This is a genomic window from Sulfitobacter sp. G21635-S1 (assembly GCF_027213915.1).
Lineage (GTDB): Bacteria > Pseudomonadota > Alphaproteobacteria > Rhodobacterales > Rhodobacteraceae > Sulfitobacter.
In genome coordinates, this window is the sequence record NZ_JAPWGV010000004.1 from 187,073 (window position 1) to 199,280 (window position 12,208).

Below are 12,208 nucleotides of genomic sequence, written 5' to 3' on the forward strand. Positions count from 1 at the left end.
TGGCTAGAACAACGTCTGTCGGTTTCCGCAAGGAATCAAAAAGGGAATCCGCCACCGCGCAAGCGGTGAACCGGAACTGCCCCCGCAACTGTAGGCGATGAGCGTGCAGCGATCATGCCACTGTGGCCCCGTGCCATGGGAAGGCCGCTGCCGTGACGACCCGCCAGTCAGGAGACCTGCCGACAGCAAACGTAACGCGGCCCGGGCGGGGAGTCCGGGGAGGTGTCGAATGAACTTTGTCCAGCGGTGCTCCCACGCACCCTCCATCGCCAGCCTGCAGATGTCAGCCGCCCCGGTTGCCGTGCGGGCCAGCCATGGGTTCGCCATACCCTCTTTGTCTCCGGGCGCATCACACTCCGGAGACATAGGATGTACCACAAGACACTAAGGGCGGCCCTGCTGGGCGCGGTCTGTTTCGCGCCGATGGCGCAGGCCCAGACGACCTATCCCCTGACAATCGAGAATTGCGGCGTCGACGTCACCTTTGACGCGGCCCCTGAAACGGCGGTGACTGTCGGTCAGGCCGGAACCGAACTGATGTATTGGCTGGGGCTTGGCGACAGGGTTGCCGGCACCTCGGTCTGGTTCACCGAAGTGTTGCCGGATTTCACCGAATTGAACGCTGGCATCGAACGTCTGGCCGACAATGACCCCAGCTTTGAATCCGTGGTCGAGAAGCGCCCCGATGTGGTTGTCGTGCAATATGAATGGCACATCGGCCCGCAGGGCATCGTGGCCACCCGCGACCAGTTTGCCGACCTTGGCATCCCGACCTTCGTGCTGCCCGCCGATTGCTGGGCCAAGGACAACAGCACCGGATCGGACGGCACCCGTCTGGCCATGTTCGAGATGGACAGCATCTATGCCGGTGTCACCCAGCTGGCACAGATCTTTGACGTGTCCGAAAAAGGCGCGGCTCTGGTCGCGGATCTGAAAGCCCGCGAAGCGGCGGCCATCGAAAAGGCGGCGGCGCTGGATCTTGAGGATGCCTCGGCCGTGTTCTGGTTCTCCTCCGCCGAGATGGACATCGACCCCTATGTCGCGGGCCGCAAGGGACCTCCGGGTTACATGATGGAGAAGCTCGGGCTGCGCAATGTTGTGGAAAGCGACGAGGAATGGCCGGTTGTCAGCTGGGAAAGCATCGCCCGCGCCAATCCTTCGGTCATCGTCGTCGCCGAAATGGACCGGCGCCGTTTCGAGGCGGATGATGTGGAGAAGAAGCTGGAATTCCTGCGCAGCGATCCGGTGACCAGCCAGATGGACGCGGTCAGGAATGACCGCATCGTGGTCCTGAACGCGCATTCGATGGACCCCTCGATCCGCAATGTCACAGCGCTTGAGACATTGGCCGAGGCCCTGCCGGAGTTTGATCTTCAATGAGTGATCTGGCTGCCCCCCGCGTTTTGCGGCGCACATATGGGCTGCGGGTCGCGCAGGGGGCGGCCATATTGATGCTGGCCGTTCTGGGCGGTGTCGTCATTGGTGAGACGCCGCTGCCGCTTGCGACGGTGGCGGCGGTCTTTGCCAATAACATCTGGGACGCCGGGCTGATCGTCGATCCCATCGACGCCGGGATCATCTGGAGCTATCGTCTGCCGCGCACCCTGCTGGCTGCCGCCTGTGGTGCGGGGCTTGCCCTGTCGGGTGTCGTTCTACAGGCTTTGGTGCGCAATGCGCTGGCCGATCCCTACTTGCTGGGCGTGTCCGCAGGGGCCGGAGCCGGTGCGGTTGCGGTCACCATTCTGGGCGTTGGCGGCGGTCTTCTGGGGATCTCGGGCGGGGCCTTTGTCGGGGCGACGCTGGCCTTTGCCGTGGTGGCAATGCTCGCGCGCGCGGCGGGTGGCGGCTCTGCGCAGCTGGTGCTTGCGGGCATCGCCGGTTCGCAGCTTTTCAACGCGCTCACATCCTTTCTGATCGCCAAATCGGCAAATGCGGAACAGGCGCGCGGGATCATGTTCTGGCTGCTGGGCAACCTGTCGGGGGTGCGCTGGCCCGATGTGGTGCTGGCGGCCCCCGTCACCGCGGTCGGCTTTCTGATCTGCCTGTGGTTTGCGCGGGCAATGGATGCGTTTTCCTTCGGCGTGTCCTCGGCGGCCTCGCTTGGCATCGCGGTGCGTCGGGTGCAGATCATGCTGATCGGCGCCGTGACCCTGATGACCGCCACCATGGTCAGCCTGGTCGGCTCCATCGGTTTCGTGGGCCTTGTGATCCCCCATGCCATGCGTTTTGTCGTCGGGCCACGGCATGCGCGGCTGGTGCCTGCCTCCGCCCTGGCGGGGGCGGTCTTTCTGATCCTGGCGGATATCGCCTCGCGCATGCTGATCCCCGGTCAGGTTGTCCCGATTGGTGTGGTCACGGCGCTGGTTGGCGCACCGGGCTTTGCGCTGATCCTTGTGCGCAACAGGAGATGGTCATGAGGCTTGAGGCAAAATCCCTTGGCTGGGCGGCAGGGTCGCGGCCCATTGTCGAGGAGGTCTCGCTTGAGGTTGCGCCGGGTGAGACGCTTGGCCTGATCGGCCCGAACGGTTCCGGCAAATCCACGCTGCTGCGCCTTTTGGCGGGGCTGCTGACGCGCCGCACCGGCACCGTGCTGCTGGAGGGCGCGCCCCTGACCACGCTCAGCAGGCGCGACATCGCCCAAAAGATTGCGGTTGTGGAACAGATCGCCGAAACCTCCGAGGCGCTTTTGGTGCGTGATGTGGTCGAGCTGGGGCGCACGCCCTGGCTGTCGGCGCTGGCCCCTTTCGGTGCGCAGGACCGGGCCATCGTGACCGATGCGCTGGAGGCCGTGGGCATGGCCCAGATGGCAGGGCACCGCTGGGCCACGCTGTCGGGCGGTGAACGCCAGCGGGTCCAGATCGCACGGGCACTGGCGCAGCGGCCGCGCATCCTGATCCTGGATGAGCCGACCAACCATCTTGATATCCATCACCAGCTGTCACTGCTGCGGCTGGTGGCCAATCTGCCGGTGACGGTGGTCATGGCGCTGCATGATCTCAACCAGGCGATGGGCTGTGACCGCCTGGCGGTGATGGACGGCGGGCGCATGGTCGCCTGCGGGCCGCCCGATGAGGTGCTGAGCACCGCGCGGCTGGCCTCGATCTTTCGCGTTCAGGCCACCCGGCTGCGCGACCCCGCCGACAATGCAACCGTCTTTCGCTTTCTATGTCACGAGGTGTGAACCGATGAAGCATATTGCGCTGCTGACGATCCTGTCCGCCCTGCCCCCCTTGGTGGCCCTTGCCGAAACGCATGAGGTGCAGATGTACACACGCAACGATCAGGGGGCGATGATCTATGAACCGGAATTTCTGAAAATCGCCCCCGGCGACGCGGTGCGTTTCATCCCGGTGCAATCGGGGCATAATGCCGCGATCATCGACGGGATGCTGCCGCTGGGTGCCGTGCCGTTCAAAAGCCAGATCAACGAAGAGTTCACCGTGACATTGACAGTGCCGGGCAGCTACGGAATCAAATGCTCGCCGCATTTCGCGATGGGAATGGTCATGTTGATTCAGGTCGGAGACATTCCCCAAGCCGATTTTCCAGCCGATCTTCCGCGCCGCGCCAAAGATCGTTTCACCGCCATCCTTGCCCGGGAAACCGAATGACCCTGAACCACGATCTGACCGAGGAAATCCGCGCCCATTGGTCCCGGCGCGCTGCAACCTTTGATATGTCCTTCGGGCACCGCATCGAGCCGGGCGCGGAAGCGGCGGCCTGGGCAGCCCCGATGCGCGAACATCTGGGACCGGCCCCCAGGCGTGTGCTTGAGCTGGCCTGTGGCACGGGCGAGGTCACCAGGCTGATCCATGATCAGGGCCATGACGTCACCGCGCTTGATTTTTCCGAAGCCATGCTGGCCCGGGCGCGCGAAAAACACGCAGGCAAGCCGCGTTTGCGGTTCCTTCATGCCGATGCCACACGCACGCTGGAGCCTGACAACAGCTATGACGCCGTGCTTTGCCGCCATCTGGTCTGGACATTGGTCGAGCCTGACGCCGCCTTTGCCGATTGGTACTGCATTCTGCGCCCCGGCGGACGGCTGCTGATCTATGACGGTGACTGGGCGAACCTGCCGCTTGCCGGGCGGGTGGCCGCCCGGGTCCTGGCGTTGTGGAACAGGATTTCGCCCGAGCCACATATTGACGGGGCGGTGGGCGAACAGCATCGCGCGATCATGCGGCGTCTGCCCTTTGCTGCGGGGCTGAGGGCCGAACGGCTGGCGCCCATGCTGGAGGCGGCCGGGTTCTCGCCAATCCGGCAGCTCTCTCACGCGCCGATTGCGCGGGCGCAGCGGCAGACCACCGGGTTGCGCAACAACCTGCGGACCCGGCTTTACGAAAGGTTCATCCTGCTGGCCGAAAAACCGCCGATCGCCTGATTTATCCCAACCCGGTAGAATCCTGGGGCGCGGTGGCGCAACCGGGCTTTCTCAGTTGCTTTTGCGGCGGCTGTCGTGCGGCAGGTCCCCTTCATCCAATGGAAGCGCGAGCAGCACAGCCCCCCCCTCCGATATGTCGAGCAGCCTGAGCGACCCGCCGTGGTTTTCCATCACCCGCGCCGCGATGGGCAGGCCCAGCCCGCTGCCCGGGCCGCCATTGGCCTGACCGAAACGGCTGACCGCTTCGACGAATTTTTCGCGTGGGATGCCGACGCCGTTGTCCTTCACCTCGATCACGGCCATCTCGCCTTCCCTGGCCAGGTTGACCGCGATGGCTGACATGCCGGGGCCGCCGTGCACCACGGCATTCATCAACAGGTTCAAAAAGGCCTCTTGCAGCATGAATTCGTCGCCCTTGATCACGACCGCCCTGTCGGGAAGCGCGAGGGTCAGATCCAACTGCCTCGGCGCGATCTGGGACTTGAAGCGTTCGGTGATCTGGCTCAGCAGGTCGCGCAGGTCGATCCGGGTGCCGGAGCGGTCAACATCTGTGCCGCTCGCCCGCTCAAAGGACAATAGCTGGTTTGTCAGGCTGCTCGCCTCACGGGCGGCGTCGACCAGTTCGGCGCTGCGCGCGATGGCGGATTCGCGGCTCGGGGCGTTCTGCACCGCCTCGGCCAGGGCGAGCACACCGGCGACAGGGTTTCGCAACTGATGGGCGGCGTTGGAGATGAATTCATCCTTCGAGCTGATCCGACGAGAGACGCGGTCCAGCAGGGTGTTCAACGTTTCGACAAGCTTGCGGGCCTCTATCGGCACCGGACGGCGGATCGGCTCCAGGTCGGTGGGGGTCCGGCGGGCAATGGCCATTTCCAGATCCAGCAGCGGGCGCAGGCCCAGGGCGACGCCGAACCAGACGACAAGGGCGACCGAGGCCACGAGCAGGCCGATGACAGCAAATGATCGCGTCACGACTTCATGCACGAAGTTGTTGCGCACGTCAGCGTTCTGCCAGACCGTGATGTTGAAGACCCCGCTGACACCGCTGATCGTCGTGCCATCCTGAAACCGCAGGACCCGTACCTCCTCGCCCCTGTAGCGGGCGTCGTAGTAATAGGGTTCGGCCTGATTCTGGGGGGCCGACGGGGGTTGCACCGGCGGGGTTGCGTAGCCGGTGACAAAGACGCCGTCGGGCGCATAGACATGATAGAAAATCTCGCCCCCCGAGGTATCGCTGAGGATGGCGCGGGTCGGCGGGCTCAGCGCGTCACCATCCGATACCGCGATATCGCGCGAGATTGCGAGGGCGGCCGACAGAAGACCCCGGTCAAAGATGCCTTCGGCCCTGAGTGTCGTTGTCCTGTACTGCCAGATCCCGGTGATCAGGGCGATCAGCAGCAAAGGGGTCAGGATGATCAGGATCAGCCGGGAGCGGAGCGAATGCGGCCTCATTCCGCCTGCCCGGTCAGGAGTTGATAGCCCAGACCGCGCTGGGTCTTGATCTGGATGCCATGGGGGCTGAGCCGTCGGCGCAGGCGCGAGACATAGACCTCGACCACCGTATCGGCCACATCGGTGCCGACACCATAGGCATGGTCCAGCAGGGTGCTTTTGGTCACCAGCCTGCCATTGGCGGCATAGAGGCATTCGAACATGGACATCTCGCGGCGTGGCAGGTCGATCTCGGTTTCACCGTCGAACAACTGCCGACCGGCGACATCATATTGCAGGGCGCCCACGGCTTCGCGCTGTTGCTGGGGAATGGCGCGCCTGCGCAGCAGGGCGCGCACGCGGGCCTCCAGTTCCGCCATGTCGAAGGGTTTGATCAGATAATCATCGGCACCGGCATCAAGCCCGAGCACGCGGTCCTCGGTCTCTGCCCTTGCGGTCAGCAGGATCACCGGCCGGGTATCGCCCCGCTGGCGCATCTGGCGCAGCAGCGTCAGCCCGTCCACCCCCGGCAGGTTGATGTCGAGGATGACCAGATCGGCCCCGTCGGCCTGCAGATAGGTTTCCGCTTCGGCGCCATCGGCCAGATGATCCACGGCATGGCCCGCGTCTTCCAGACGGTATCCGATGCCCTTGGCCAGGCTTGCGTTGTCCTCGATCAGCGTAATCCGCACGGCACTTATTTTCCCGCATGCAAGTTTCATGAAAGGTTCGCAGTTCACTCAGCGTAGATCAACAGGGGGCGGACACCCCCTCGTGATTCTAATTTGGTCCCTCCAATACCAGGGACTACATTCAAGGGAGGAAGATATGTCCACTTTCAAAACCACGCGTCGCGTGGCGGTTGGTCTCGTGGCCGCTGCCGCTGCAACATTCTCGGTCAAGGCACATGCCGAAGGCCAAACCATGGATATGGCGGGCAAGACCGTCGAATGGATCATCCCGTTCTCGGAAACCGGCGGTTCGGCCAAATGGGCCAACTTCTATGCCCCGCTTCTGTCCGAGGCGCTGCCGGGTCAGCCCACGGTGGTCGTGAAGTTCATGCCCGGTGCCGGTTCGACCAAGGGTGCGAATTATTTCCAGTCGCAGACCTTTGAGGACGGCACCACCATCTTCGGCTCCAGCGGCTCCACACAATTCCCGTTCCTGCTGGGTGATCCGCGCGTCAAGTTCGACTATGCCGACTGGAACGTTGTCCTGGCCTCGGGCACCGGCGGTGTCGCCTATCTGCCGCCCGATCTGGCAGCGAAGATGGACGGCATGGACGCCAGCGCCCTCAAGGAAGTCGATTTCATCTATGGCAACCAGGGTGCCACGCGCCTTGACCTCGTGCCGACACTGGCCTGGGAAATGCTGGGTCTGAATGTCGAAAGCGTCATGGGCATCAAGGGCCGTGGCGATGGCCGCCTGATGTTTGAACGGGGCGAAGCCAACATCGACTATCAGACGTCCTCGTCTTACCTGTCCGGCGTGACACCGCTGGTCGAGGCGGGCACAGCCGTGCCGATGATGACCTGGGGTGCGCTGGATGACGATGGCAACATCGTGCGCGATCCAACCTTCCCCGACATCCCGACCTTCAAGGAAGTCTGCGAAGCCACCGAGGGCTGCGAAACCTCCGGCGAAAGCTGGGATGCCTGGAAAGCGTTCTTCATCGCCGGATTCCCGGCGCAGAAGATGGTCTTCCTGCCCAATGGCGCCTCCGATGCGGCGATTGCGACCTATACCGCCGCCTTCGAGGCCATCAAGGCGCGGCCCGATTTCGCCGCGATTTCGGAAAAGCGTCTGGGCAAATACCCCCAGATGACCGGCGTGCCTGCGCAAAAGGCGCTTGCCAGCGCCACCAAGGTCACACCCGAGGCCAAGGCCTTCATCCAGAACTGGCTGCAGGAAAAATACGGCGTGTCGCTGAACTGAGACCCGCTTTGCGAGCGCCCCGCCGGCAGGCGGGGCGTTTGACCAAGCGGATCGGGAGGATTTGTCATGGAAGTCATCATGGAGGCGCTGCCGGCGCTGGGCAGTGCGTGGGGGCTGATCCTGCAGCCCGTCGTACTGGGTTACCTCACACTTGGTGTTCTGATGGGCCTTTGCATCGGGGTGTTTCCCGGTCTGGGCGGCATCGCGGGGCTGTCGCTGCTCCTGCCGTTCATGTTCGGGATGGACCCGATATTGGGGCTTGCGCTCATGGTGGGGATGGTGGCCGTGGTGCCGACATCGGATACTTTCGCCTCTGTTCTGATGGGCATTCCGGGATCGTCTGCCAGCCAGGCAACAGTGCTGGACGGCTTTCCCATGGCCAAGAAGGGACAGGCCGCGCGCGCGTTGTCGGCCGCCTTTGCCTCATCGTTGTTCGGCGGTCTGGTCGGCGCAAGCTTCCTGACGATCTTCATCCTGATCGCCCGGCCCATCGTGCTGGAGTTCCGCACGCCTGAACTGCTGATGATCACCATCTTCGGCCTGTCGATGGTCGGCATTCTTGCAGGGCGCGTCGCCATCAAGGGCATCGTCGCCGCCGGTCTGGGCATGCTGATCGGCACGATTGGCGAGGGTGCCTCTTCAGGCGATCTGCGCATGTCGTCCTATGATTTCCCCTATCTGGCGGACGGGCTGAAACTGGTCATCGTCGGCCTTGGCATCTTTGCCATTCCCGAGATCATCTCGCTTCTCCGGCAGGACCGCGCCATTGCACGCGAACCGCAGCTTGGCGGCGGCTGGCTGGAGGGTGTCCGCGACTGGTGGGCCAACATCTGGCTGTCGGTCCGCTGTTCCATCATCGGCGTGATCGTGGGTGTCATCCCCGGCCTTGGCGGGTCTGTCGTTGACTGGATCGCCTATGGCCATGCGGTGCAGACCACCAAGGACAAGTCGCAGTTCGGCAAGGGCGAAGTGCGTGGCGTGATCGGGCCGGAAAGCTCGAACAACGCCAAGGAAGGCGGCGGGCTTGTCCCGACCTTGCTGTTCGGGATTCCGGGGTCCGGGTCCATGGCGATCTTCATCGGCGCGATTGCCCTGCTGGGCTCCGGCCAGATCGAGGTCGGCCCGGCCATGCTGAAGAACAACCTTGATATCACCTATTCCATCGTCTGGCTGCTGGCCCTTGCCAATGTGGTCGGTACGGTCATCTGCATCGCGGCCTCGGGCGGGATTGCCAAGCTGACGACGATCCGGTTCGCGTTGCTGGCCCCGTTCCTGTTCATGATCATCAGCTTTGCCGCCTTCCAGTCCGGCCAGAACCTGATGGACCTGGTGGCGCTTCTGGGCATCGGTTTCCTTGGCATCATGATGCGCCGCTTTGACTGGTCGCGCCCGGCCTTCCTGATCGGTTTCGTGCTGGCCCGCCCGGCCGAGACCTATGCCAACCAGGCCGTGCAGATCGCGCAAAGCCAGTTCCGCAAGAGCTTTGGCGAAGGCATCGAATATATCTTCTCGCCCATCGTCATCATCCTTTTGATTATCACGGTGATCTCCGTCGTGCTCGGGCTGCGTCAGGCCAAGAACATCCTGGCCGAGGGTGACGTGCAATCCGGGTCCAAGCGGGCACCCTTCGTGTTCCTGCTGATCATCACCGGCTACATCGCCTATGCCTACTACGATGCGGCGTCGATCCCGGAGTACAGCCGCGACCGGACTTTCCCGATGTTCGTGGCCGGAGTCTGTCTGCTGGGCTGTGCCGCGCTGATCATCCGCATGATGCTGAAACCCGAGACCGACACGATCTTTGCCGACCGCGAGCTGAACGGCGAAGACGCCAGTGCGACCCATGGGCTGTGGCCGACGCTGTCGTGGTTTGCGGGCCTTCTGGCGCTGACCGCGCTGTTCGGCTTTATCCTGGCACTTGGCCTGTTCCTGTTTGCCTTCATGAGGTTCCGCGCGGGTGTCAGCATGGTTTACGCCGTGATCTACACGGGCGCCGGGATCGCCTTCATGTGCGGCATGGCGTGGTTGCTGAACCGTGATTTCCCGCCGGGACTTTTGCAGGAATACACCAACTTCCCCTGGCCCTTTAACTGAGAAGACTGACATGACGCAGACCGCAATCCCTTTCGTCTTCATGCGGGGCGGCACCTCGCGCGGGCCCTATATGAACCGCGCCGACCTGCCCGAAGATCTTGAAGCCCTGGCCGAAACGCTGATCGCGATCGTGGGTTCGGGGCATCCGCTGAACATCGACGGTGTGGGCGGCGGGGCCGCCGTGACAACGAAGGTGGCGATGCTTTCGCGCTCGGATGATGAATGGGCGGAGGTTGACTACTTTTTCGCGCAGGTCAGCGTCGAGGACCGGCTGGTCGATTTCAAACCCACCTGCGGCAATATCCTGTCCGGTGTCGGCCCTGCCGCCATCGAAATGGGGCTGGTCGAGGCGCAGGAGGGCCAGACAACCGTCAACATCCGCGCCGTCAACACCGGGGCAAGGGTGGCCGCCATCGTGCAGACGCCTGGCAAGGTGGTCAGCTATGACGGCGCCGCACAGATTGACGGCGTGCCGGGGACATCCGCCCCCGTGGCGTTGCAATTCATGGATACCGTTGGGGGTGTCACGGGGGCATTCCTGCCGACCGGCAACCTGATCGACACGATAGACGGAATCGCGGTGACCTGCATGGACGTGGCCATGCCGCTGGTCATCGCCAGGGCCTCAGACTTTGGCCTGACCGGCTATGAGACGGCCGCAGAGCTGGACGAAAACGCCGGTTTCTATGCCCGAATGGAGGCCCTGCGGCTGGAGGCGGGCAAGCGCATGGGGATGGGGGACGTTTCCAGATCCGTCACGCCGAAATTCGGGCTGCTGGCCCCCGCGACGCAGGGCGGCACCATTGCGACGCGCTATTTCATGCCGTGGAAATGCCATCCCACGATGGCAGTGACCGGTGCGCAATGCCTCGCCTCATGCGTGCTGACGCCCGGCACGGTGGCAGACGGCCTGGCCGCGATACCGAAAGAGACTCCCGCCACGATCACGCTGGAGCATGCAAGCGGCACCATCGATGTCGTTGTGGATTTCGAGAATACCGCGCAGGGCTTCAACCTGAAATCAGCCGGGCTGGTGCGCACGGCGCGCAAACTGGCCGCCGGAGAGGTCTTTGTTCCCCGCGCGATCTGGAAGGGGCATTGACCTCGGCCCATTTCGGTATACAATGGTATACAATAAAAGAGGGCGGCGAGAATGATGGAAGACTACGAAGAATGTCTGGCGATTGCCCGGTCGGAACTGACCCTGGCGCGCCAAAGCCTGAACGCTGAGATCGCAAACTATCCGACACCGATTTCCGGGTGTGACGCACAGTTCAATCACCTGCTGGCGGAGCGCGAAAAGGTGCGCCGCACCCTGCTAACGCTGGATGATGCCGTTTTCGTGCCTACACCGCGCTCACCAACGCCGAATGCCGGTGTCGAAAGCCGATGAAGGTTCATATCCTCGACGATTGGTTCGATACGCTGCGCGGGCTGGCGTGTTTCTCGATGCTGGATGGTCACGACGTCACGGTCTGGACCGATCATCAGCCCGACCCCACCGCCCTTGCCGCGCGCGTGCAGGAGGCCGAGGCGCTGGTGCTGTTCCGCGAACGCACCCCCATCGGCGCGGACCTGCTTGCGCTTTTGCCAAAGCTCAAGCTGATCTCGCAGCGCAGTGTCTATCCGCATATCGACGTGGAGGCCTGCAGCGCGCACAACGTGCTGCTCTGTTCGAACATGCACGGCGGTACGCCATCCTATGCGGCGGCGGAACACACGCTGGCACTGATCCTTGCCAGCTATCGCCAGATCCCGCAGCAGGCGGCCTCGCTCAGGGCCGGAAACTGGCAGTCGGGCGTCGGGCGCACCCTGCGCGGCCGCACCCTTGGCCTTTACGGCTATGGCCGGATTGCCGGTGCCGTTGCGGGTTACGCCAGGGCACTTGGCATGAAGGTGCAATGGTGGGCCTCCGAAGCGGGCCGTGCGCGGGCCGTACAGGACGGAGAGACTGTCGCCCCCTCCCGCGAGGCCTTCTTTGCCACCTCCGATATCGTGAGCGTTCACGTCCGCCTGAAACCGGAGACACGCGGGATCATCACCGCTGCGGATCTGGCCGCGATGCAGCCAAGGGCGCTTTTCGTGAATACCTCGCGTTCGGGGCTGGTCGGCAAGGGTGTGCTGGAGGCCGAGATTGCCAGGGGCCGGATTCACGCGGCGGTCGACGTCTTTGATCACGAACCGCTGACGGATGTCTCTGACCCGCTTCTCACCCATCCCAACGTCCTGGCGACTCCCCATATCGGCTATGTGACCGAGGACGAATTCAATCTGCAATTCACGGATATCTTCGAACAGATCAACGCCTATGCCAATGGCGCACCGATCCACATGATCAATGAGGCTGTCTGGACCGGGCGCTGA

General features: G+C 63.5%; 12 protein-coding genes and 1 riboswitch. Of the genes, 10 read left to right on the forward strand and 2 right to left on the reverse strand.

Features of this window, described 5'->3' with window-relative positions:
- Positions 1-2: 2 nt before the first annotated feature.
- A riboswitch (cobalamin riboswitch) is annotated at positions 3-198 on the forward strand.
- A gap of 171 nt (positions 199-369) precedes the next feature.
- The 5 genes from O4H53_RS06700 to O4H53_RS06720 are packed head-to-tail and all read left to right on the forward strand — an operon-like array spanning position 370 to position 4,384.
- Positions 370-1,380 carry an ABC transporter substrate-binding protein gene (locus O4H53_RS06700; RefSeq protein ID WP_269362378.1) on the forward strand — a complete coding sequence of 337 codons (1,011 nt, stop codon included), beginning with the start codon at positions 370-372 and terminating at the stop codon, positions 1,378-1,380.
- On the forward strand, positions 1,377-2,417 hold the full coding sequence (locus tag O4H53_RS06705) for a FecCD family ABC transporter permease (RefSeq protein WP_269362379.1): 1,041 nt from the start codon (positions 1,377-1,379) through the stop codon (positions 2,415-2,417). The genes O4H53_RS06700 and O4H53_RS06705 overlap by 4 nt, the downstream gene beginning before the upstream one ends.
- Positions 2,414-3,181, forward strand: coding sequence for an ABC transporter ATP-binding protein (locus O4H53_RS06710; protein ID WP_269362380.1), 768 nt, complete (start codon positions 2,414-2,416; stop codon positions 3,179-3,181). The genes O4H53_RS06705 and O4H53_RS06710 overlap by 4 nt, the downstream gene beginning before the upstream one ends.
- 4 nt (positions 3,182-3,185) lie before the next feature.
- Positions 3,186-3,611 (forward strand): pseudoazurin, encoded by a 426-nt coding sequence (locus O4H53_RS06715; protein ID WP_269362382.1) that lies wholly within the window; start codon positions 3,186-3,188, stop codon positions 3,609-3,611.
- The gene (locus O4H53_RS06720; protein ID WP_269362384.1) at positions 3,608-4,384 is read left to right on the forward strand and encodes a class I SAM-dependent methyltransferase; all 777 of its coding nucleotides are present in this window, start codon (positions 3,608-3,610) and stop codon (positions 4,382-4,384) included. Before O4H53_RS06715 ends, O4H53_RS06720 begins: the two co-directional genes overlap by 4 nt.
- A 51-nt stretch (positions 4,385-4,435) precedes the next feature.
- Here the strand turns inward: O4H53_RS06720 and O4H53_RS06725 are convergent, their stop codons facing one another.
- Both O4H53_RS06725 and O4H53_RS06730 read right to left on the reverse strand, forming a co-directional pair.
- Entirely contained in the window at positions 4,436-5,836 is a 1,401-nt protein-coding gene (locus O4H53_RS06725; protein ID WP_269362386.1) for a sensor histidine kinase, read from the reverse strand.
- Positions 5,833-6,537 carry a response regulator transcription factor gene (locus O4H53_RS06730; RefSeq protein ID WP_331284224.1) on the reverse strand — a complete coding sequence of 235 codons (705 nt, stop codon included), beginning with the start codon at positions 6,535-6,537 and terminating at the stop codon, positions 5,833-5,835. The genes O4H53_RS06725 and O4H53_RS06730 overlap by 4 nt, the downstream gene beginning before the upstream one ends.
- A gap of 106 nt (positions 6,538-6,643) precedes the next feature.
- Between O4H53_RS06730 and O4H53_RS06735 the strand changes: the two genes are divergently transcribed.
- The 5 genes from O4H53_RS06735 to O4H53_RS06755 all read left to right on the forward strand — a co-directional run bounded on the left by O4H53_RS06735 (position 6,644) and on the right by O4H53_RS06755 (position 12,208).
- On the forward strand, positions 6,644-7,750 hold the full coding sequence (locus O4H53_RS06735; protein WP_269362388.1) for a tricarboxylate transporter: 1,107 nt from the start codon (positions 6,644-6,646) through the stop codon (positions 7,748-7,750).
- Positions 7,751-7,816: 66 nt separating this feature from the next.
- Entirely contained in the window at positions 7,817-9,844 is a 2,028-nt protein-coding gene (locus tag O4H53_RS06740; protein ID WP_269362390.1) for a tripartite tricarboxylate transporter permease, read from the forward strand.
- A 10-nt stretch (positions 9,845-9,854) separates the two neighbouring features.
- Positions 9,855-10,946 carry a 4-oxalomesaconate tautomerase gene (locus O4H53_RS06745; protein WP_269362391.1) on the forward strand — a complete coding sequence of 364 codons (1,092 nt, stop codon included), beginning with the start codon at positions 9,855-9,857 and terminating at the stop codon, positions 10,944-10,946.
- 51 nt (positions 10,947-10,997) lie between these two features.
- Positions 10,998-11,237, forward strand: coding sequence for a hypothetical protein (locus tag O4H53_RS06750; RefSeq protein ID WP_269362393.1), 240 nt, complete (start codon positions 10,998-11,000; stop codon positions 11,235-11,237).
- On the forward strand, positions 11,234-12,208 hold the full coding sequence (locus O4H53_RS06755) for a D-2-hydroxyacid dehydrogenase family protein (protein ID WP_269362395.1): 975 nt from the start codon (positions 11,234-11,236) through the stop codon (positions 12,206-12,208). The genes O4H53_RS06750 and O4H53_RS06755 overlap by 4 nt, the downstream gene beginning before the upstream one ends.